The 20,712-nt window shown below is 60.1% G+C and carries 20 protein-coding genes and 1 pseudogene; 6 read left to right on the forward strand and 15 right to left on the reverse strand.

Annotated elements, in window-relative coordinates; translation table 11 throughout:
* Positions 1-166: 166 nt before the first annotated feature.
* Both ssd and QMK34_RS22930 read left to right on the forward strand, forming a co-directional pair.
* Positions 167-1,237 carry a septum site-determining protein Ssd gene (gene ssd, locus QMK34_RS22925; RefSeq protein ID WP_326416286.1) on the forward strand — a complete coding sequence of 357 codons (1,071 nt, stop codon included), beginning with the start codon at positions 167-169 and terminating at the stop codon, positions 1,235-1,237.
* A pseudogene (locus tag QMK34_RS22930) lies at positions 1,234-1,902 on the forward strand (ATPase, T2SS/T4P/T4SS family); the annotation flags it as partial. The gene ssd and the pseudogene QMK34_RS22930, both read left to right, overlap by 4 nt.
* 499 nt (positions 1,903-2,401) lie before the next feature.
* On the opposite strand, the gene QMK34_RS22935 reads toward QMK34_RS22930, so the two are convergent.
* Positions 2,402-2,683, reverse strand: a complete 282-nt coding sequence (locus tag QMK34_RS22935; protein ID WP_326416287.1) for a DUF3892 domain-containing protein — start codon at positions 2,681-2,683, stop codon at positions 2,402-2,404.
* A gap of 382 nt (positions 2,684-3,065) precedes the next feature.
* Between QMK34_RS22935 and QMK34_RS22940 the strand changes: the two genes are divergently transcribed.
* Together QMK34_RS22940 and QMK34_RS22945 are read left to right on the forward strand one after the other, a co-directional pair.
* A complete protein-coding gene (locus QMK34_RS22940; protein WP_326416288.1) occupies positions 3,066-3,425 on the forward strand; it encodes a helix-turn-helix domain-containing protein in 360 nt (119 codons plus the stop codon).
* Positions 3,422-3,943: an ImmA/IrrE family metallo-endopeptidase gene (locus tag QMK34_RS22945; protein ID WP_326416290.1), complete on the forward strand. Its 522-nt coding sequence runs from the start codon at positions 3,422-3,424 to the stop codon at positions 3,941-3,943. The genes QMK34_RS22940 and QMK34_RS22945 overlap by 4 nt, the downstream gene beginning before the upstream one ends.
* Before the next feature lie 116 nt (positions 3,944-4,059).
* On the opposite strand, the gene QMK34_RS22950 is transcribed toward QMK34_RS22945, so the two are convergent.
* From QMK34_RS22950 to QMK34_RS23005, 12 genes are all read right to left on the reverse strand, one after another.
* A complete protein-coding gene (locus QMK34_RS22950) occupies positions 4,060-4,656 on the reverse strand; it encodes a hypothetical protein (protein WP_326416291.1) in 597 nt (198 codons plus the stop codon).
* Positions 4,657-4,683: 27 nt separating this feature from the next.
* A complete protein-coding gene (locus QMK34_RS22955) occupies positions 4,684-5,526 on the reverse strand; it encodes a hypothetical protein (RefSeq protein WP_326416292.1) in 843 nt (280 codons plus the stop codon).
* 39 nt (positions 5,527-5,565) lie between these two features.
* Positions 5,566-6,297, reverse strand: a complete 732-nt coding sequence (locus QMK34_RS22960) for a hypothetical protein (protein ID WP_326416293.1) — start codon at positions 6,295-6,297, stop codon at positions 5,566-5,568.
* A gap of 142 nt (positions 6,298-6,439) precedes the next feature.
* Entirely contained in the window at positions 6,440-8,200 is a 1,761-nt protein-coding gene (locus QMK34_RS22965) for a DUF6119 family protein (RefSeq protein WP_326416294.1), read from the reverse strand.
* Positions 8,201-9,007: 807 nt separating this feature from the next.
* Complete coding sequence (locus QMK34_RS22970) at positions 9,008-10,501, reverse strand: SGNH/GDSL hydrolase family protein (protein ID WP_326416295.1); 1,494 nt, start codon at positions 10,499-10,501, stop codon at positions 9,008-9,010.
* A gap of 128 nt (positions 10,502-10,629) precedes the next feature.
* Entirely contained in the window at positions 10,630-11,373 is a 744-nt protein-coding gene (locus QMK34_RS22975) for a replication-relaxation family protein (RefSeq protein WP_326416296.1), read from the reverse strand.
* A complete protein-coding gene (locus QMK34_RS22980) occupies positions 11,361-11,624 on the reverse strand; it encodes a hypothetical protein (RefSeq protein ID WP_326416297.1) in 264 nt (87 codons plus the stop codon). The genes QMK34_RS22975 and QMK34_RS22980 overlap by 13 nt, the downstream gene beginning before the upstream one ends.
* Positions 11,625-11,629: 5 nt before the next feature.
* Positions 11,630-13,753 carry a type IV secretory system conjugative DNA transfer family protein gene (locus tag QMK34_RS22985; RefSeq protein ID WP_326416298.1) on the reverse strand — a complete coding sequence of 708 codons (2,124 nt, stop codon included), beginning with the start codon at positions 13,751-13,753 and terminating at the stop codon, positions 11,630-11,632.
* 41 nt (positions 13,754-13,794) lie between these two features.
* Positions 13,795-13,929 carry a cytochrome b6-f complex subunit PetG gene (locus QMK34_RS22990; protein ID WP_326416299.1) on the reverse strand — a complete coding sequence of 45 codons (135 nt, stop codon included), beginning with the start codon at positions 13,927-13,929 and terminating at the stop codon, positions 13,795-13,797.
* A gap of 26 nt (positions 13,930-13,955) precedes the next feature.
* Complete coding sequence (locus QMK34_RS22995; protein ID WP_326416300.1) at positions 13,956-14,243, reverse strand: hypothetical protein; 288 nt, start codon at positions 14,241-14,243, stop codon at positions 13,956-13,958.
* 4 nt (positions 14,244-14,247) lie between these two features.
* Entirely contained in the window at positions 14,248-14,544 is a 297-nt protein-coding gene (locus tag QMK34_RS23000) for a hypothetical protein (RefSeq protein ID WP_326416301.1), read from the reverse strand.
* Between the two features lie 15 nt (positions 14,545-14,559).
* Positions 14,560-14,877 carry a hypothetical protein gene (locus QMK34_RS23005; protein ID WP_326416302.1) on the reverse strand — a complete coding sequence of 106 codons (318 nt, stop codon included), beginning with the start codon at positions 14,875-14,877 and terminating at the stop codon, positions 14,560-14,562.
* A gap of 107 nt (positions 14,878-14,984) precedes the next feature.
* Between QMK34_RS23005 and QMK34_RS23010 the strand changes: the two genes are divergently transcribed.
* Positions 14,985-15,659: an NBR1-Ig-like domain-containing protein gene (locus QMK34_RS23010; protein ID WP_326416303.1), complete on the forward strand. Its 675-nt coding sequence runs from the start codon at positions 14,985-14,987 to the stop codon at positions 15,657-15,659.
* A gap of 17 nt (positions 15,660-15,676) precedes the next feature.
* Here QMK34_RS23010 and QMK34_RS23015 read toward each other — a convergent pair whose 3' ends face one another.
* Positions 15,677-16,156, reverse strand: coding sequence for a hypothetical protein (locus tag QMK34_RS23015; protein WP_326416304.1), 480 nt, complete (start codon positions 16,154-16,156; stop codon positions 15,677-15,679).
* 842 nt (positions 16,157-16,998) lie between these two features.
* On the opposite strand from QMK34_RS23015, the gene QMK34_RS23020 reads away from it, so the two are divergent.
* On the forward strand, positions 16,999-17,430 hold the full coding sequence (locus tag QMK34_RS23020) for a hypothetical protein (protein ID WP_326416305.1): 432 nt from the start codon (positions 16,999-17,001) through the stop codon (positions 17,428-17,430).
* Positions 17,431-18,706: 1,276 nt separating this feature from the next.
* Here the strand turns inward: QMK34_RS23020 and QMK34_RS23025 are convergent.
* Entirely contained in the window at positions 18,707-19,585 is an 879-nt protein-coding gene (locus QMK34_RS23025) for a NucA/NucB deoxyribonuclease domain-containing protein (protein WP_326416306.1), read from the reverse strand.
* Between the last annotated feature and the right edge of the window lie 1,127 nt (positions 19,586-20,712).

Consider the following 20,712-nt stretch of genomic DNA (forward strand, 5'->3'; position numbering starts at 1 on the left):
GTGTAGCACGGGGGTTTCTTGGGGTGGGGGTTTTGGGGGGTTTCTTGGGGTGGTTGTCCCCATCCCCCCTGTTGTCCACAGGGGAGGGAATGGGGGGTTGATGGGTGGTTGGTGGGGTGTGAGCGTGGGTTGTGCCCGTTGAGCTGACTATCCCTGGGGGAACTTCATGGCTGACCAACTTCCGCTTGTGGTTGCTGGTGATGAGACCGTTCTTGATGAGATTCTGCGTATTGCCGCCGCTGCGGGCTGTGAGGTCGAGCGGGCGGCTGATCTGACTGCCGCGCATGGGCGGTGGGCCGGTGCGCCGCTTGTTGTAGTCGATGAGGATGCGCTGCGAGCCGGGCATCGGTTGCCGCGTCGCGGGGGTGTGCTGCTGGTCTGCAAGGGGACGCCTACTCCGGAGAGTTGGGAGCAGGCTTTTCTTGGTGGCGCCGAGCAGGTTATTTCCTTGCCAGAGGGGGAGACCGAGCTCATTGGGGCCTTTGCCGATGTTGTCGAGGGGCCGGCGGAAGGGCGCGGCTCCGTCATCGGTGTCATTGGTGGCCGGGGCGGTGCTGGGGCTTCTGTGCTCGCTGCGGCCGTCGGGCTGGCCGCGAATGCGGATGGCCGTGGTCTGCTGGTCGACTGCGATTCGTTGGGTGGCGGGATCGATCTTGTGCTCGGTGCCGAGGGGGTGGACGGTCTTCGCTGGCCTGATCTTCAGGTGTCCGGACGAGTGTCCATGCCCTCGCTTCAGGAATCCTTGCCACGCCTTGGTCATCGCGAAAATGGGCTGAGTTTCCTTTCCTGCGGAACAGAAGGCCATGATCCGACCGCGGATGCGGTCACCGCCGTCATCGCGGCGGGTCGCCGGGCCGGGCGCACCGTCGTCTGCGACCTGCCCCGCCACCTCTGTACGGGAGCGGCCGCGGCGGCGGGCGAGGCCGACTTGGTCGCGCTCGTCGTCCCGGCCGAATTCCGGGCCTGTCTCGCGGCCAAACAGGTCCTGCGGCGGCTCGAGCAGCGAGCTTGCCGGATCGGGATCGTGGTTCGGGGGCCCGTGCTCGCCGGGCTCAGTCCCGGGGAGCTGGCCGAGATGATGGGCCTGCCCCTGCTGAGCTACCTGGTGCCGGATCGGCGGATGCCCGTCGACCTCGAACGCGGCGAGTTCCAACTGAGACCCAAGAGCCCGCTGGCCACGGCCGCTGAAGCCATCGTCGCCGCGGCTCGCCTCGGCACGGCGGACGCGGCCCGATGAGCACCGACCTCGTCGATCGGGTCCGGCGACGGCTGGCCGGGTCGTCGGCCCCCGCGGACTCGGCGGGCGTCGCCAGGGCGGTCCGTGCGGAAGCGGGCGGCGCGCTGGGCCACGGCGCGGTGCTTGACGCGGTCCGCCTGGCCAGGGACGAGTTCGTCGGCGCCGGGCCGCTGGCGCCGCTGCTGGAACACCCCGGCATCACGGACGTGCTCGTCACCGCGCCGCAGGAGGTCTGGGCCGACACCGGTACCGGCCTGGTCAGGACGGCCGTCCGCTTCACCGGGGAGGAAGCGGTGCGGCGGCTCGCGCAGCGCCTCGCGCTCGCCGCGGGCAGGCGGCTGGACGATGCCCAGCCCTACGTCGACGGATGGCTCCCCGGCGCGGGTCCCCACGGGCGGATCCGGATGCACGCGGTGCTCCCGCCAGTCGCGGCCAACGGGACCTGCTTGTCCTTACGGGTGCTGCGACCCGCCACTCACGACCTCGCGGCCTTGCGTGCTCTCGGCGCATTCGACGCGGAGGGCGAGAAGCTGCTACGCGCGGTCGTCTCGGGCAGGCTCGCCTTCCTGATCACCGGTGCCACGGGCGCGGGCAAGACGACCTTGCTCGCTGCGTTGCTCGGCGCCGTCCCACCCGGCGAGCGGATCGTCTGCGTCGAGGACGCGACACATCGTCTATACACCCCTTGCCGAGATCGATTCTACCAGCAGAAATGCGTCGTTTCATGATCGTTAGGGGCGAATCTCATAGGGGTCGGCATGAATCGCCTCGGGTGATAGAGACGAGACGTCGCGTCGGGTAGGCGGTACGCGGAAAACCTGATCGGGCCGTCCGTAACGGCGTTTTGAAAGATGCCCAGGGGGTGTGCGTCGCTGTGTGGGTCGGCCCACATCAGTCATATGGGCTGACCAGGTAGAACGATCGGTGAAGAAAGCGGAATTGGGCGCCTGAGGCATCTCTCCCGCCTGTTGGAACTGCAGGTTGTCTGCGACCGATCCCGGCTAAACGGAGGCGTTCCACGCTTGTTGAATATGGAGGTCTAGCAGACCTGTCCGTGAGTCGACGAGTGACAACGATGGCAGGTTGGGCTAGCCTTGCCAAAACAAGGACCACGCCGATAACAGCGGCGTGGTCCTTGTTTCGTTCCTTGGATGGGTGTTCGAACTACCTTCGCGGCAACGCGAGCAGGTTGTCCGTGTACTTGCCGTCGGCGTACGTGCGCAGATACTTCTGGCCGGATGTTGGAGTCACGACACCGACGTCGGCACGGTTGCCCTTGCCATCCTCGACGTACGCCTTACCGTTCTTGTCCTCGATCCAGGCCACGATTTCAGCGCGGCTGTTGTCCCCTGTGTTGCCGTCTCCGGGGTTGGTCCACCACAGGCGCGTGATGTGTTCGTGGCCCTGTCCGCCACTCAGGCGGATGGCAGTGATTCGGATGGTCATGCTAATCCTCTCCTTCCAGACCCTCGGGGGATCTGGTCTGCCCGGTGTCGCCCGTCAAGCCGAACGCTCGCCGGGAGCTGGGACTACTTCTTGCCGCCCTTGCCCTTGGTGGACTCGTTGACGGTCGTCTTCGGGCTGCGTCGGACGGTGCTCTGCTTGACGAAGCGTCCGGTGACTGCGCTGCGTCCTCGCTTGCCGGCCATGACTTACCTCCTGTGACAGTATGAAAAACAATCAGCCAACGCTGACGTTTGCCAAAGGCTACACGTGGTCTCGAACGTGTGCAAGTGAGGCTCTACATACGTTCGGAGGTACTGTTGAGTAACACAAACGTGCCAGTATGCGACTACCCGACAGGAGACGTCAGCCGGAGGAGTGCGCCATGCGTTGGACAGATGACGCAGTTGACCAGCTGTATGTGACTATCGGCGGCAACATCAAGGAAGCTCGCCGGGATGCCAAGGTGACTCAGGCTGACCTCGGCAAGCGGCTTCGTCTGACGCGCTCATCGATCGCCAACATCGAAGCAGGGCGGCAACGTGTCATGATCCACTCGATCATGCAGATAGCCGAGGAGCTGAGCGTGCCGACGATGAGGTTGTTGAGGGTGACGGGCGACACAGTCGAAGATCGCGTCGTCGCCGAACTGGCTGGACAGCCGCCGGGTACGCAGGACTTCGTGCAGGCGGCGCTGAGTCAGGCAGTCGAGGCCGAGAAGGCGCAGGGGGTGAAGGTCGGGTGATCGATCAAACCGTTGAGCAGCATGCATGGAGCCTGCTTGTCCGGCACGGGATCGACCGGCCGCCTGTGCAGGTCGAGGGCATTGCCCAAGCTGAGGGAATACAGGTAATTCGGACCGCAAGCTCCGGGAATGAGTCTGGCTTCTTGCTGCGGGATGGGCAACGCACTGTCATTGGTCTCAATAGTAAGAATCCCGGTAGGCGTCAACGCTTTACTGTAGCGCATGAGTTGGGTCACTGGAAGCTGCATCAAGGCAAGCCGCTTATTGTTGATCACGCCATTAAGATAAATAAACGCGACGATCTTTCGAGTGCGGCTACTGACCGCGAGGAGATTGATGCTAACGCGTTTGCTGCCGCACTCCTCATGCCTCAAAGCTTTGTGCACGCAGCGTTAAATGCTGAGGTGGCTGCAGGTGTTCCGACAGTAGAGCGACTGCTCAATAGTTTGGCAGACCAATTTTTGGTGAGTATTGAGGCAATGAGATGGCGACTCGTCAACTTGGGTCTTATTAACTAGTTGCGAGTCGGATTCAGTGTTTTTGTGTCGGTATTCCGCACCTTCGGAAAGTTGTGATCCACCTCTGCTTTCTCGTGACGCTGGCCTGTGCAACCGGGCCGCGAGGTGGGCAATCTCTATCGCCAGGTTCTCCATTTTACGCGCGGCGAGTTTTCGAGAATATTGCCGCCGGCCGAATGTATGCCTCCGCGTGCGTTTCGGATGTATCGCTCGTTATCGAACGTGTCGAACTGATATGTGATGCCGGGACGTTCGAGAGGCGACGATGTGTGCAGGTGCTGCGCAAGTTCGTCCGGCAAATCGGTGATCTCGGTCGGCTCGGTCGACGGTTCCAGTACGGGGATCTCGTGGTAGGCGTCCGACCTGCCGCTGATCTCCAGTTTGATGTTGTAGTAGGGGTGACCAGTGGTGTTGACGTACTTGATCGCCATGTTCTTTGCGGATGTCCCCGACAGCCAAATCGAAAGCCCGTAGAGGGCTTCATCTTTGCGGCTATGTTGCATCGTTCTGGTCTGATCAGCCATCTCTCGCAGCTGATCTTGCTGTAATCTATAGGTTCGAATGGCCGCCTTGGCGGCACGCCAGGCGGCTATGAATGCCAGCAGTGCGATCAGGGTGGCCAGACCGGCGAAGAGGGCGGACCACCACTCGGCCTTCTTGCTTACTTCTTGAAACCAATCGAGTACATCGCACGGGCCTGCTTGGCACTGCATATCGGAGATCCTCCCTCGCCGTACTGGTCAACTCAACTCTGCATTGCCAAACCCTATCTTGTAGTTCACATCGTTCCCAGATCTAGTTTTTCCCTCAGGAATGCAAGTAATTTTCATCTGGACGGCACCTCGTAAGTCGATGTCGAGCTCCTGGGGGCTGCCACCCGGCTTGATAGTTAAGGTTTTTAGATCGCCGTCAGCGTTGTTTGTAATTGAAACCTCGCACGGTATTCCGTCGGCCCGCCCAGGGCCATTATCTGCGTCATTCAGACCCAATGTGACGTGGAGTTTAGAGTAGTCGCTAACGGCGTAGACGACGCCAGCGGGTTCGCCCGTGACGCACGCAACTTCGATGCTGTGCGTGTAGGGGAATTTGTTCATCTTCAGGCTTGGATTTCTGTTAAGAACGTTGGGACTGCCCAGTGGACTGAGGGCCTGCAGGTAGGTCTTCGAAGGTGGCAGAGGCAGCGATTCAGAGGTTGGTGGTGTGGAGGATGTGGGTGACGTGCTCGTGGGCGTGATCGGTGTGGTTGTAGTGGGGCTTGGTGTTGGATCGGGCGTGATGATAGGCGTGGGCACAGGTGGAGATATAGATGATGTTGGATCGTGTGTCTTGATAGAAATCTTCTCTATCCAACTCGGGAGCTCGATGCCCGCCGAAACCAGAACGCAAAGGACTCCAAGGGTTGCCGTCACCTTGATGGCGGATGGCTTTAGCTGTTCACCCGTATGTCGCCCGAACAATGGGGTGAATCTGACAAGGCCGCCGGTGCCAGCGAGAAGCAGTAGCGCAACTCCCAGGACAAAGACGGCCAGGGTTGACGGGTCAAACCAGCCCCTAATCACAGCATCTCCCAGTAGTACGTTCAACGTACAAGCCAAACGAGAGTACGTAGTCGACGTATCTGCTTACCGCTTCTGCACGAAATACACCTTGTCGCTGCCCATGTTGCCGACCTGCAGCGTGATGTCGCCGGGTGCGTCAACGAAGCCGAGACGGAAGGTAAGGCTCTTGCCAGGGAGAATGTCCTGACTGGGGGTGCTGTCGAGTCCTGCTTCGGTGTCGAAGACCTGCTCGGCAGCGCTGCTTCCGGCTGTGGCCTGGATGAACAGCATCGCCGCCGGCCACGGTTTGGCCGAGTGGTTGGTGACGGTCACCTGGTAGCTGACAGCCTTGGCCTCTTGCTTCGGCGCAGCGAACTTGCCGGTGGTGAAGGCCTTCGGCTCGGCAACCGTGATGTCGACGTCGGTACCGCGGTGCGTGTCGCCCACTGCGTAGGTCTGTCCGGTGGCCTTGTCATCGCCTGCTGAGATACCGAGCTGCTGGCCGAGCGCATCGAGCTTTTTCACGGCCGCGTTCTGGGCGATCACGGTGAAGACGATCGCCAGGATGCAGAGCACGATGCCGATCGAGGTCAGGACCTTCTTTGTGCCGAACAGAGCGATGATGCCCAAGATGAGCCCGACGCCTGCCACAACAGCGGTCAGGTTGTTCAGGAAGATGATCGGCGAACCGACCACCCCGACGATGCCGAGGATCAGGGCAGTCCAGGCCAGCCCGGCGAACTTGGCCGGCTTCGCGACAGAGGCTGGAGTCGGGTACGGGCCACTGACAGGTGGCGGCGCGTAGGGAGCAGTCATCTCGGAGGTCTCCAACCGTGCAGTGGTGAATGCCAACCAGGTCGCGCGGCGGTTGCGCTGTGTTACCGCGCGCAGGTCGACGTGATCGGACTGTCACCGGAGGTCACCCGAACGGGATCGGAGTCCACGCCGGGTCGCCTTGTCAAGAGTATTTTGTGTGAGCCAACCGGAAGATGCGACCGTTTCGCTTCATCTCGTTCTTGGCGGCCAAGATCTCGCGCCGGGCAATGTGGGACTTCAGTTTGCCGTCGAGGAAATCGTCAGCTACGAATTCTCGCGGGGTCGAGCAAAGGACGACGAAGACCAACTCATAGTCGAACCACGACAAGAACGTCGCTTCATCGACAGTCTCGTTAAGACTATGTTTGCTCCACTCTTCCCTGTAGAACTTCGCCAGCTGTTTCTTCTCGTTTACCACGTCAGCCGATATTACCTCTGCGGACACGAGAATCTGCGAGCACGCATCGCGCATCTTCGCGGCAAAATCCTTCTTGGTGTGAATGAGGTATAGCCGCTTGCTGTCACTGTCCACCTTCAGGAGGTCGAACAGCTCAATTTTACCAAGGTCGGAATGCGCGAAGATCTCGTCGCCAAAGTAGAAATCAGGCCGGGCGGCCTGCTTCTCGTTGAAGCTACCCTCGCTCCCGCCCTCCCACGGCAGGAACGCAACCTCAGAGCCGAGCAACAGCGGATTCTCGGACACAAACACTTCGTCAATGAAGTCTCGCTTCAGGTTTTCAAGAAAATCCCCGAGGCAGCGGTACCAAACCCTGTCCATGCGAAAGTAGGTTTTGCCATCATAGTCAACCTGGCCGTGTAGAAAGTCGATCAGCTTACGCCGCGCCGTTCTCGACGTATCGTCCGGGTCAATTCGGTAGCTCAGCGACAAGCGTGAGAACTCTCCAAAGAAAACTTCCTCATCCTGTAAGCACCCTGCAAGCTTGTTGTGCAGCGCTCCCAATAGGTCGTCAAGGTCGGGCACGGTGTCGCTTATTGGGGCGCGGCTAAGCTTGAAGGTCGATCCGGCATTGAAGGAGATAATATCGTACGGGTCGAGAAGATCGATGTCCGGCACACTATCGATCAGCATCGCCTGACGAATGTCTTCGACGAACTGTCGGGTGAGCTCGTCCGTCAGATCCTTGTCGTTCTTGATCGGGTATAGATTGTCGAGGAACGAAAGCTGCCGCAGTTGCTCTGGGCTCGGCTCCGGCAAGTTCTCGAGTTCTGAGATCATCTTGCCGACTTGCTTGAGTTCGAGCTTCTGGCGAAGCACGAAGGACGACTTAATCTCGATGGCAGGCGGCTTGTCAGGGTTGATCAACCCTCTGAGAGGACTGTCTTCGGGTAGGCGTTCTGCGTCAAGCCTGCCCACCAGCTTCTTCCACACCGTATCCATAGCTTCGCTCTTGTCGATCGAGTACGTGCGCCGGTAGGTCTCGGAGCGACTCGTCTTGGAGCCGGTCATGTCGCGGACGTCCGTCGCGCTGAAGTTGTTGGAGATCAGCTTCTTCGCCGTATCGAAAGGGAACGCGTAGTCGACAAAGTTGGCAATAACGTGGTAGCCGCCCCCTGATGTGATGGCGAAGAGTGAAGAGTCAGTCGCTAGGAAGAGGCAGGCATCGGCACCCTTAATCTGAAACTTCCTCGCGTCCTCTGACTGCACTAGGTACCCCTGGACGAACGGCAGCAGCCCGAGGCTGAAGCTCGACCGAACATGGAGGTCGAGCCGCATGCCGGGAAGCGACTGCTTGAGCGGCACCGCGGTCAGCGGCTTATAGTTCGACTCTTCGGTGACCAGCTCGTCGTACGCGCTGAGCACATCCTCTAGTTGCTCCTGCGGTGTCATGCCTTCAGGCACCACCAGCTTCCAGATCGCGTTGTTTGACCGCTTCGCACTCATCTGCGCCACCACCCGACGTCGCCTAAGAACATGCTTAGCACGTCCGGCGTCTCGATGAAGCCCGAGTTCATGCTTCCGTCGGCCGACATGCTGGTTCGCGGGCGCCGCGGCCGTAACCGGGCAGGGGCAGATGATCTGGTCATGCGGCACGCTCCGAGCACATTGACGAGTTCGGCCTGGCGGCCGAAGCGGGTGGGTAGAACCTGACCGCCAAGTCGCCCGTTTGGAGCAAGCTGTTACTGAGGGACATGAGGGCGTGACTAGAATGTCATCAACTGTGACAAGCTGGGAGGTCGCTGCCCTCTCTGCGCCGCTTCCTTTTCTGCACCCAGTATCTCATTTCCAGCTTCTATTAGTTTGGCAGATGATGTCTGTCGATATCACCCAGCCCGCATAGCGATTATGTTAAACTAAATAGCAGCATGAGTAGACCCGATACCAACAAAAAATCTAACACTCTGAGTCGACGAACGGTGAGGATCATTATCGTCGCCGCAAGTCTTGTGGTGATCTATATAATCGGGCTTCTCAACCCGATCACCGGCCCAGGACTCCAGTATCCCTATTATGAGTTCTTCTGCGGCAAGAAACCGGTTGTCGCCGCCGAGTTTTGGACGAAGTACTATATCACGCCTGAAATGCAGAGCTATAGCCCTCCGGGACTCGTAGAGCCAGGTGACAGTAGATTGTATTGCACGGAGAACGAAGCGATGTCACATGGGTACAGCAAAAGTGCGCCGTACTAGCTGAAACGGCGTGCCGCCCAGAAGATTAATTACTCCTGGACGACGCGCCGTTTTTCGTGTACTAATTCAGTGGGTGTTGCGCCAAGTGGTTTTTGATGAGGTCGGCATATGCTCGCTGTCCCTCCGCGTTCGGGTGGAACGTATATTCATCTGGTGCGCCAAGCTGAACATTTGAGAAATAGGTTGCCGCGGTGTCAGTCTTAGGGCGGCACAACTCATGTCCGACAAAGGGAGAGTCCTCACTCGTCGCTGGGACGAAGTGGAACTTGCCGCCAATCGCGTTGACCTCGTTCTCGATGGCCGTGTTGAGTGTATTTGTCACGCTGCGAATGGCGGACAGCTCTTGCGGCTGTAGCCACCAGCACCCCCGGCTATCAGCCACCCAACTTGGTGGTATCAACTGGGGATACCCGATCACCAGCACTGTTGCGCCAGTATTTCGCAGATTGGTTAGCCGATCACGCAGTGTTCCGAGCATAAACTCCATACGAGGGATCACGTTCTTCACTATTCCTGCGATCGCATCCCGGTAGGGCTGCTTGTCACAAGAGTCCACTAGTGGTTTCACGCAAGCCCTCGCGAACGTGCCGAACGGCATGTTGTTCCCGCCGATCGTCATGGTGATAAGGTCTGTATCGGCTGTCACCTTGGAGAGTTGTGGTGGCTGACCGTTGTATCCCAACGTGATTGCCGTCGTGGTTGCCCCCGAACAAGCGACGAATTTATCCCCGAGGACAAAGTCGTTAGCTTGCTCCAGCAGTCGCGGATACGCCTTATTGCTCCGGTGACACCCGCCTTTGCTCCCTGTACCGGCCTCAAACGGCTCGATACTCTCGCCCGACGAGAACGAATCACCCATGGCCACGTATTGAACAGGCGACTTGATAACTTCTGTCAACGTCTCTCCGTATCTCTGGAGAGGCAATCGGCCATCCGTCTCAGGCGGCTCGCAGCCAACAGATACTCGGTACTTCCCCTGCGGAAAGTCACGTGATGAACCAACAGGGTTTTCTACAATTTTAGGTATCGTGAAGTCGGCGACCCAATGTCTTGTGCCAGAGTTAAACACTGCGTCAAAATTGAATATAAACGTGTTGCCATTATCCATGTAGCCTTTGACGCGCGCAGTTCCTGCCGGACATGCGTCACTCGACGCCATGTGAATCTTCTGACCAAGCGGCACCTTAGTTGGAGTTATGCTAAACAATGCTGACGAACCCGTGATGCTCAATACCTTGGAGGCGTACTCCATATCAACGGTGCCAGTGGAAGAGTGTATGCAACGCGCAGCTACAACACCGGAACCCAGTGCGGCTTCGTTCGAGTAGGCCAATGGGTCAAGATTGTTGATGTATCGGGGTGGGGGCATAAGAATAATCGGCCGGATCCAGTGACCTTGATCGTTAGTTGGTACAGAGTAAAGAGACGACCGGCCAAGCGCGTCAATAAAGGTCGCCTCAATGAACTGCGAGAAGCCATCTGGGTTACTGGCTGGACATGGGTCAACTTCGGTCAACTCGACCGATTGGCCAGCGCGAACCGCTGACTGCGACATGGTAAAATTTGCGCTAGACTCGACTGCTGCGACTGTTGGAACAAGGGCGGCCAGAAGCAGCGATATGCAGCCGAGGACGCATACAGTTCCTCTTGCTAGTCTCATATTTCGCTTTCTGTCTAAAGTTGTCAGGATCGTTCGACGATGATGTTGGCTAGCTCTTTGCTTACCAGGTTGCCAAACAGATGCACAGAGAAAATCCTGCGGGCGCATGATGAGCCGTCTCGTAGGACTCGTTCGACGCCCCTCTTCCGTTGCTCGTCCGGCACGACGAAAAGCACTGTCGGGAAGTAATCTTCTTGCCAACAGCTGTACGCCCACCAGTAACGGTCGCACTTCCCTTGAATCTTCCTGAGATGTTCTGTTCCTCGATCCACCTCCAGCCAAAAGCAGCGTTTCTTGCATTCGTCCCGGCTGCCGATCTCCACGTACGCATCCGGCGTGAGAAGAACCCTGCCGGCGGCCTGGTGGCACTCTGGCTCGTTGGTGAACTGGATGACCTCTAGCTCACCACGGTGTTCGGCCTGCTTGAGCCAGGCGTAGCAGTCGGCGATGGCGAGGGTGTGCAAGTTCACCGCTCGCGGCGCCCAGTAAGCACCAGGTTTGTCCAGTAACTTCCAACCAGCCCGGCCGAGCTGGTAGACGTACTGCGCCGACCCTCCCTTGTCTCCTCCCACCAGTCGCGCCAAACGGGTCAGGTGTTTCTCCTCGACCAGGCGTTTGAGCGCCCGATCCAGTGGCGTTGCCGAAGCGTTATTGCTGAATAGGCACGCTCGAAGTTGCTGCCTAGTCATCTGGCGAAACTTTGCGACCAACTCGACGACCTGGCGGTCGCGTTCTGGCAGCTCCACGGAGACGGCTACGGCAGCCACGACGGCTCCGTGGTCAATCCACCCTCGAGAGCCTTTTTCCAGACAGCGATGTACCGGCCTGCCAACTCAAGGTGTTCTTTGGCTCCTTCAGGGTGTGCGTCGGCCGTTGCCACCGCGGCTTCCTGGATGGGCGTCAGCTCTTCGGTGCCATCGACCAGCCTCTCGATTTCCCTGAGCTGGTCGATCAGGATGTCGCAGCCGCGTCGAAGGAAGGCGGCTTCACCGAGGACGTTGCGGGTGGTGTGTTGCATGGCGGCTACTTCTCCCATTTCTGTGCTCCGAGGTTTGGCTTGGGTCGTACTGGATCGTGGAGCAGTCGTCGGCGTGCTTCGATTTCCGCTTCTACCTGCGCAAGGGGGCGTCCGTAAGCTGAGCGACTTGCTGCCCGCACGGCGTTCCCGAAGCCGACCGGCTTTGTGGGCGGATTGGCCACGAGAGTGATCGGCGCGCTGACGCCGTCCGTGGTGGCGATGCGAGCGAGCGCCTCATGCGCGCCAAGGTTGATGAAGTCGTCCTCGTCGACCAGCCGGCCGAACTCCCGCTGCATGACGCGGGCGTCTCGTGCACTGGTCTGGAAGACCAGCTTGCTTCGGGCATTGGCTAGTACAGCCTGTTCGAGCCCACGTACCTTGGAAAGCTGGTCAAGGTCTTGGTGGGCGAGCACCAGGCCAAGGCCGAAGCTTCTGGTCTTGGCCAACATGTCCGCGGCGTTGACCGGCAGGTTGACGAAATCCTGGAACTCGTCCAGATAGAGGAAGGCGGGCTTCGTCATCCGGACGGTTCGGACGGCCGTGTAGAGCGAGTTCATCAGGAGGGTGCCGACCAGGCTCGCCGTCTGCTCACCGACACGGACGCCGTTGAGGTTGATCAGCAGGATCTTCCCGCTGGTCAGGACGTCGTCGAAGGTGAAGCTCGAGCGGCTCTGGCCGATGATGTTGCGGATCTCCGGCCGGACGGCGAGCTGCCAGACACGGTTGTGCACCGGGGCTGCCATACGGTCGCGCTCCCGGTTCTTATCGTCGAGGTAGCGCTCCCAAAACTGTCGGACATCCCGGTTATGCAGCCGTTGAACGAGTTGGTCGCGCCAGGCGATCTCCTCAGACCCCTGGGGCGTGAGCAAGGTGGGCAGATCGATGAAGGTGCTGTCAGTGGTCTCAGCGAGGGCGTGCAGGCCGTAGTACATGATCATCGGCGTGTAGACGCCGCCGTGATCGCCGTAGATGCCGGTGATGAGCGCGCTCAGCTCGTCGACAGCGGCGTGGGAGCTGCCGGAGTTCAGGACGTTGAAGCCGACGGGAAAGGCAGTGTCGTTGACGTCGAGCACGATGACGTCCTTGATCCGGCGTCGTGGCACGCGGTCGAGCGCGGCCGTGAAGAGATCACCCTTGCTCTCCAGGACGATCACGCCGTAGCCCTGCTGCATGTCCTGCGCGACCATGTTCGTGAGCAGGGTGGTCTTGCCAGTTCCCGTTGGCCCTATGACGTGCAGGTGTTTGGTCGCGTCCGGGTAGGACACGGCGAGAGGCCGCTCGGCGCCGGGGAAGTTGGAGCGCCCGATCACACGCCCGGCTTTGGGTATGGCCGCGGTCGCCGGCAGTTGGCGAGTGCGGCCCTGCGGTAGCCCGGCAACGTGCGGCGACCCGATCGGCCAGGCGATCAAGCCGGTCAGCTCGGACACGGAGAGCTGTGCGCCGTAGAGCAGGCTTCCGCTTGCCTGCTCGATGCGCATCGCCACCCTCGCCTTCGTCACGAGCGGTTTTCTCCTGAACCGTATGGCCACAGCGTTTGCGCTGGTCAGGCCTGATCGGACATGGTTGAGCAGGTGTCCGGCACGGGATTCCCCTCCGGCGTGAACCGCGATTCGGAGAACCGCCAGGAAGTTGGGCTCGCTGAGCTTGGCGCGTTTGTCCATGGAATCTCCGTCAGTTGCGCCTCCGTGGGTGGGCGAGCGCCAGGTGCCCGATCGGTCGTTTGTGCCTGCGGGAGGTGGCGTCTCCGGTCGAGCCGGCGTTACGACCCACTGCAAGAGCACCATCTCGCCCGACCGCAACCCCTGGACGCTGGCGAGCAGACTGGTCGACAGCTGTTCGGGGGAGGGGATGCGCAGCGTGCGCAACAGATCCGTGAGCCCGAGCTCGATGGCGACCGTCCAGGCCGGCGCGGGTTGGACAGCAACCGGTACCACCCGGACGCCCGGCACCAGACTGCGCAGCTGCGACACCACGTAGTCGGCTTGGTCATGCGGTATGACCAAGTGGTGCGCCAAACCGTGGTCAGTCGCCCGGAGTTCGAGTCCGAGGACGGCTGAGTGCCTGATGCCGCCGAGCGACTGCAGCCACGCCTGTACCTGGTTTTCCGGAAGGCTGGCTGGCAACGTCAAGGAGTAGACGCGCCGACCAGCCTTCCGGGATTGCGAGCGCGTCACCACCGGCTCTTGCGGTAGTAGAGAAGGCCAGCGATGGTGACGAGAACTAGCCCGACAACGAGATACGGCACCAGCGGCTCAACTGTCCACCACAGCACCCGGGCGGTGACCGCGAGCAGCAGTGCGGTCACGAGCCCAGCTTGAACCTTCCGCAGCGTCACCGGGTGTTCCAGTCGCGAGCGATCCGGTCCATTTCGGCTTCGGACTCTTCGGTAGCTCGCTCGATTTCGTCGCGGACCTCCTCCCCGCGCCTAACGATCGCTCTGAGGTCGCGCTTCGCTCGGACGCCAGGGTGACGACAGATCAACCAGAGCAGAGCAGCAGAGGCGAGGAGCAGCACTACCCACCACAAATTGATCACCACCCAAACGATGCCGTCGATGACAAGCGCAACTGCGGCAAGGACGAGAAACAGGCCAATGAGCCAACCCCAAACCTCATCCATCAGTTCAACCTTCAGCGCCGGGGCGCACGATCTCGCCGAGATCCCGCATGAAGTTGACCTCGACATCACGAAGGGCAACTTGCAACAAGGGGTCGTTGGACGATATGGCGCGTCGGTACGAGTCCACTCGCCACGCAGCGCAGTGGGCTTGTGCAACAGCGGCGTTGTTCGCCACGTAGGTGGCGTCCTCCACCTGGTGCTGGAGCGCACTGTTCCGAGCAGCGGGTGGGTGGATCACGACCGGCCGCGGCGTCCGCTTGCGGACAACCGTCACCAGTAGCTTCTTCACAAGCTTGCCCATGATCAACGCCTTCCGCTAGAACGCGCCACCACTCTGGATGCGCTTGATGTTGGCGACGTGCGTCAGCTCGACCTCGATCAACACACTGTTCAGCCCGGGATCGTCACCAGCGAGTCCCCTTCGATGTCCATCGACCCTGGCCACGCTGTCCATGGCATCCAGTGCGACGTTGGTCTCGATGGCGATCCTGGCCTTCTTGACGATGCCGTCGGCACCCTCCCGCCGCAGCGCTGCCTGAAGCTGGCGCCCTTCCTGAGACAGCACTAGGCCGCCGTGCGTCCGCATCAGCGGCATGACCTCGGCCTGCGTCGAGAGACGCTGAAGCTCACCCATCACGTACTCCTTGCTGGATCGAGTAAGTCGACGGTCTTCCTCGACCGCTGGGCGCAAGGGAACACGGCCCTCTTGGCCTTTGGCGAACTCCAAACAAGGATGGATCGATGTCCTCTGAGAACGATCGCGTCGTCCTCGCTCACCAGCTCCGCTACCACAGAAAGCTCGCCGGGACCAGCTTGAGCACTGTCGCGAAGGCCCTTGGTCGGAGCGTGTCTCACCTCAGCAACGTCGAAACCGGCCGTGACCGGGCGAGCTGGGAGGTCATCGCGTTCTACGACAATAACTTCCACGCAGACGGACAGCTCTGGACGGCGTGGGTGGAAGTAATGACGGCTGCACGGCCACCACAGCGTGTGAGCCCAGGACAGCGGCCCGACTATCCGCTAGCTGGCGATGCTGGAACGTTCGTCGCTGACGTGACCATTCCTGACGGCACGATCATGCCGCCGCTCTTCATCTTCGAGAAGATCTGGCGCATCAAGAACAGCGGGACGGTGCCATGGGTCGGTAGGCGACTGGCTCGTGTGGGAGCGGCCGCGGGCTACGGCATCCCGCACTCACCTAGCCATGTTGCCTTGGCTGACACACCGCCAGGCGCGACGGTCGATATTGCCGTGCCGATCCGAGCGCAGCCGCTCCTCGGCACCTCGCAGGCCAGGTGGAAGATGGTGGATGAAAACGGCTGGGAGTACTTCCCAGATCGCTACCCAGCGGGCGTGTTCATGACCATCGTGGTGGTAGAGGGCGCTCCGTCGCCTGATCTCCGACACTGGGCCTAGCGGCAGCCAGGGGCTCATCACTTGGCGCGATCCTTGTTAGCCACGTAGTGATCGATGGCAGCGTTCCCGAGTGCCTCTTTGGTCTGCTCAGTAGACGTCCTGATCGCTCGCTCTTGTTCTTGACCTTGACGGGTCATGGCGTCGATCTGAGCGGCTGCTTCGTCGTGCATTTCCACGATGGGCAGATCCGGCACGGCTCGAACGAGAATACTCAAGAACTCCCAATACTCTCGCTTCAGATGGTCGGCGCGCTCCTCGGTAGAAAGACGCGGTCGTCCCGGTGTCCGCATCGCATCCAACTCTTGGTTAGAGCGCCTGGCGTGCTCTTTGAGGGCTTTGTCAATCTGCGGATACTGGGAACCTAGGCGCTCAGCCCTGGCCTGAACTTCCGCTTTCAGCGAGTCTTGCTGCTCGGCAACACGGTCTTGTTCGACTTGTTGGTATTTCCTAATTTCGCCTGGTGTCTTATCGACTGTATGTGGTAGTTCTTTTTGCATATATGTCCTCCATTATAGAATGGCGGACAGTTTCAGTAAATAGAGACATCTTGAGGGCGATGAGGTCTGAGGTTACTCCTCATGTCGCACCGTCGGGCTGGCTGCGTGCGACGTGTCAGCGTCGGGTGGGAACGGGGGATCCCTTGGTTTGCGCCAACAGTGTGGCGGCATGCTGGCTCGATTCTCATGGCCACCCGGGGCGACCTGATGTGCAGTGACGACAGTTTCCTCGATGACTTCGGCACTCAAGTCGAACGTTGGGATCTGGGCTCAGCGCTCGGGCTATGGAACCCAAATGGCCCAGTGGGCACGAGGCATTAAGCGCGTCCAGATACACGGCGACCGAGTGGCTGCGACGAACGGTAGCTGTGCCGCGACGAGCTGCACTGCACGTGCGCTTGCAAGTTTGCCTGCAACAGCTAACGTCGTCTGCATTGTGCCGTGACAAAAAATACCACCCGTTAGAGGATGCATAATGTGCACAGTGCAATGCTCGGTAGGTGTTGCTAACCGTGAAACATAAACTACCAGTGCTTTGTCACTCTAACGGGTGTACGCTTTGCAGTGCCGCAACTCGTATAGCCGCGTCGGCATGGGCGGGTTGACGCTGTCCAACCGCTCATCCTGGATCAGGGACCGGTTGGCGCTTTGGTCTGCCTAAACCCAAACTACTTGCCAGTAGGCGGCTGATCTTCGTCAAGATGGTGCCAGCGATGAACTGGGGCGGCGCGCTGCTGCGTGCCGACTTCCTTCCTGCTCCAACAAAGACGTGGCTCCCTGCGCTAACAGGGAGCCACGTGGAGCGTTCATCGCGGACCCAACCGACAAAGATCAGGAGGCAAATGAACATGACGACCGTACCGGTACCTACTGGCGACACGCCAGAGAAGCCATCGCTCGATCCGGTCACACCGGACCACGTTCGTGGGAAAAACCTGCCCGCAGGCGCCCCGCAGTACGTCGGGCTGGACGAGCTGTGGGACTGCACATCGGTGCCGGTGATCCCCGAGCCTCGCCTTACCGCGGAGCTGGCGCTTGTCCCGCCGTGCCGTTGGCACCAGCGTCCCGGGTGGGACTTCCTCCACCGGGTTGTCTTCGGCGAACGAGCCCACACCTGGCGTGTGCTGCTGCTGATGTTGGGCGGCGGATTGGCTCTGTCCGGCGTTCTGCTGGCCGGATCGGTGCTGGTCAAGGCTGCCGCGTTGTCGCTGGTCAGCTTGGCCGTCTTGCACCGCCTGGGTAAGAACAGGACGGTTGTTGTGCAGCAGGCGTAACGCCATCTGCTCGTAGCGTGGTGGATACGCCGTGCCGCTGCTTCTACCAACGGCACGGCGTACCCAGTATTTGGTGGTGACCAGTTGGAGCCGAATCACCACTAGGGCGACGAACGGAACACGCGTCCGTGACGGCGCCGGTTCAACCGGATCGTCTTTCACCCGGTTGCCGTAGCCGCAGTCGACGAGGACCGGCTTACATGGCTCGTCTGTCGGTCCTCGTCAGCCGCCACGTCCCTGAGTGCTCGCATTGTCAGCGAAGTTGGCCTCTGCGCTACAGGAGTGCGACTGCGATGAGGTTGTTCACGAAGATGATCGGCGAGCCAATGGCGCCGACGATGCTCAAGGTCAGAGCAGCCCAGGCCAGCCCGCAGAACTTGGCAGGCTTCACGGCAGGCGCTGGAGCCTGGTGGGGCCGCTGGCAGGTGGTGATGCGTAGGGAGCAGTCATCTCGGAGGTCTCCAACCGTGGCAGTGACGAATGCCAACACGGCGTGCCGTAGTTGCACTGCGTTACCAGATGCAGGTCGACGTCATCGAAATGTCACCCGGACGGGAATCGAGTGTCAGCGGCTGCTCAAGCGGTAATTTCCGCGAGCCGAGGGGTACTACAAGCCAGACAGGCACCCATTCAGATAGTGTCAACGTTTCCGGCATCTTGCTCGCCACTGCACTGAAGGCTTGTCCGAAACGGTGCGAACGCCGCAAGTACCCGCAGGATGCGCGCCGAGCGCACCACTCGTAAGTGCGTCGATTTACAGGTAGTGCTGCAGCGCAAAGGCGTCGTGCCCTGTGAGGAGCCGGGACTCTTCCTCTGTGCCAGTGTGCCATATCTCCAGAAAGTGCTGTTCCACGCCAGCGTCTTCGAATTCGGGGCGGACGGATGCTTCGCTGCGGCCGCGCACTGAAAGGCGTAGTCGGTTCCAACCGGGGGTGACGGGTATGATCCGGGGCGCATCTGCGCTGTAGGTATCTTGGACCGAAATCCGACCGGTGCTGCAATCGAGCGTCTTCTCGACTACCATGTCCCAGTTTTGGTCGACATCTTCAGGCGGGCTATCACGCAGCTGAACAGTCAGTGTGAGTCTGCCGTACTGCGTCCCACACAGGACTGCTATCCAGTTGTCCTCTCCTACGAGGAGCCCGTCTTGCGTGTCAGGCCAGGGGTTGTCTATACCTGGCGTCGAGCGAACATGGTACTGGCCATCCCGAACCGGGATGGCCAGTACCATGTTCTTGCTTGTATCAGCCACTATCGCCCTAGCTCCTTGAGCTGCTCACCACGCCAGCGATCCATCTGCCTTCTGAGCCTGAACCCAGAACGGATCCTTGTCAAGGATGCGGTAGTAGTCGAAGTAGGCACTGGTCAAGCCGCCCTGACTGTTGTTGGCTTCAATCGGCACAGTGCGGGTCGATCGATCGCCGGGAGCTGCGCCGTTGCCGCCCTGGTAGGAACTTGCAAGCGGATACTCGTCGCAAGACGGCGGATTTCCGCTTCCGCAGGAGACGCGTCGATTAGCGTCGATGGCAGCACCATCGGTTAGCCGCGTCAGCGGGTGGTTCTCGGCAGGGCGCCCCCAGTGGCTCGGAAGGGCGCGGATGGCGTCAAACACGTGATCTGCGACAGGTCCGACTTTAGGGTTGTCCACGGCGCTGTAGAACACATATGAAGCACCGTAGTAGTCCACGCACCCGGCCGAGTACCTGTTAGATGTCAGGTTGTCGCAGCGGCCCCACAACGTGTTTTCGTAGTGATCTGCGATAGTCACTGAGTTGGCCGGCGTGTTCACCTCCACCGCGGATCCAAGGTTGCCAGTCTCCGTAAGCACCGCGTTTCCTGTCATGGATGCGGCGTACTGCGTGTACCACTTGGTGATCTGAGCACCTAGTGGAAGCCCGACTGGCTCGTTCTCGTCGTTAGATCCAGCCAGACGTGAGGTAGTGCACTTGTCGGAGTGCCCCATGCATCCAGTCCAGGTTTTGCCTGAACTGCCTGCTGCCAGGGTTCCCCAGGTGGCTGTGACCGAGACTATGGTGTCCAAGTCCCAAGCTGGCGTGCTGCCTTGTCCTTCTTCGAAGTCCACCGAGGAGTTGATATTGATGTTCATGGTTCCGCGGGGGGTTTTGACGCCATTGACGGTCGTGTAATGAGTCACGACCCAATTGTCGTTAGAGCAAGAAGTTCCTCGACTCGGATTAGAATAGCCAGCGTTGCAAGCCGGAGAAATGGCGCGTGGCACTAGCGCGTTACCCGCACGGCGGCTCTTCATCGGAGACCTGGAGGCGGCACTATCAGTCTGGGGCGCAGAGGCAAGCGGTAAGGCTTGCTGCCGGCTTACGGTGGTGCATTCGTAGTGTGAAGCCGAACCTTTTGCGGCGGCTCGGGTGGCGCACTGTTGCTCTTGCTGGGCGAGGGATGAGCGGGAGTCGTTGACTGCTGCGACGTTAGTGCCGTCGGGTGTGCTCGCGAAGGCGGATGGTGTCGCTACAGCTAGTGCTGCAAGTGACAAACCGGTGGCGGCAATTATTGTGGTGGCGCGTCTAGCAAATTTGAACAAGAGGCACTCCTTGAGTGGTGCGTGCAGGACTAAATCCCGGTCCTGTAAAGCAGAACTTGCCCAGGTATAGAAAGCTAATTCATGCCGCTAGGATCAATACATGGTCGACCCATTTGGTGGTGCAAATAGATAGTCGGCATCATCGCGCGACGATCGCGAAATGATGCTGAATCCCGCGCGTCAGATAACGGCGGTACGAATGATCGAAGCCTCCCCTGCCAGTCAACGTCCTCCCCGACTGCTGATGACTAAAGACACACTGTCACGTCAATGGGTGGCTACGCCGCCCCCAAACGAGTGAAAGTCCAACGCGGGGTGCTCGCGTCGATCGAGCGAGTACCCCGCAGCTATTCGGATGCGCGCTTATCGTGGCGAACTCGTGCCTACACCACGTATTTCGCAGGGTTTCTACGCGTTACAGCAGTTGTCACGGGCGTTTCGAGATGTGATTGAAAGAGCGTCCGTCGTGCCAGCGGCCGAACGAGTGATCTGGCCAGAAGGTTGCCATGGTGTCGATCACCGATCAGGGCGACCAGCAGTCGGGGCAGCTTCGGTGCATCGTGACCGTTGTGTCTTGATCTATGGGGACGGGACGCCCCTCGCATTTGGCGATGTGACGGGGCCGCAGTTTATGCGGTACTCCTGCTCGGGAGCAATCGTGCGACCCACCTGTCGAGCGATGGTTGGGCTGAGTCGCAGGGTCGCAGTTGGCCAGCTAGCGATCT

Source organism: Amycolatopsis sp. H20-H5, from assembly GCF_035828755.1.
In the GTDB taxonomy this organism is placed as follows: Bacteria; Actinomycetota; Actinomycetes; order Mycobacteriales; family Pseudonocardiaceae; genus Amycolatopsis.

What these genes read in the sequence shown, in the direction of transcription:
- ssd (WP_326416286.1), top strand. Translation starts at nt 167, where the DNA reads ATGGCTGACCAACTTCCGCTTGTGGTTGCTGGTGATGAGACCGTTCTT.
- QMK34_RS22935 (WP_326416287.1), bottom strand. Translation starts at nt 2,683, where the DNA reads ATGACCATCCGAATCACTGCCATCCGCCTGAGTGGCGGACAGGGCCAC.
- QMK34_RS22940 (WP_326416288.1), top strand. Translation starts at nt 3,066, where the DNA reads ATGCGTTGGACAGATGACGCAGTTGACCAGCTGTATGTGACTATCGGC.
- QMK34_RS22950 (WP_326416291.1), bottom strand. Translation starts at nt 4,656, where the DNA reads ATGCAGTGCCAAGCAGGCCCGTGCGATGTACTCGATTGGTTTCAAGAA.
- QMK34_RS22960 (WP_326416293.1), bottom strand. Translation starts at nt 6,297, where the DNA reads ATGACTGCTCCCTACGCGCCGCCACCTGTCAGTGGCCCGTACCCGACT.
- QMK34_RS22965 (WP_326416294.1), bottom strand. Translation starts at nt 8,200, where the DNA reads ATGAGTGCGAAGCGGTCAAACAACGCGATCTGGAAGCTGGTGGTGCCT.
- QMK34_RS22970 (WP_326416295.1), bottom strand. Translation starts at nt 10,501, where the DNA reads ATGTCGCAGTCAGCGGTTCGCGCTGGCCAATCGGTCGAGTTGACCGAA.
- QMK34_RS22980 (WP_326416297.1), bottom strand. Translation starts at nt 11,624, where the DNA reads ATGCAACACACCACCCGCAACGTCCTCGGTGAAGCCGCCTTCCTTCGA.
- QMK34_RS22995 (WP_326416300.1), bottom strand. Translation starts at nt 14,243, where the DNA reads ATGGATGAGGTTTGGGGTTGGCTCATTGGCCTGTTTCTCGTCCTTGCC.
- QMK34_RS23000 (WP_326416301.1), bottom strand. Translation starts at nt 14,544, where the DNA reads ATGGGCAAGCTTGTGAAGAAGCTACTGGTGACGGTTGTCCGCAAGCGG.
- QMK34_RS23005 (WP_326416302.1), bottom strand. Translation starts at nt 14,877, where the DNA reads ATGGGTGAGCTTCAGCGTCTCTCGACGCAGGCCGAGGTCATGCCGCTG.
- QMK34_RS23010 (WP_326416303.1), top strand. Translation starts at nt 14,985, where the DNA reads ATGTCCTCTGAGAACGATCGCGTCGTCCTCGCTCACCAGCTCCGCTAC.
- QMK34_RS23015 (WP_326416304.1), bottom strand. Translation starts at nt 16,156, where the DNA reads ATGCAAAAAGAACTACCACATACAGTCGATAAGACACCAGGCGAAATT.
- QMK34_RS23020 (WP_326416305.1), top strand. Translation starts at nt 16,999, where the DNA reads ATGAACATGACGACCGTACCGGTACCTACTGGCGACACGCCAGAGAAG.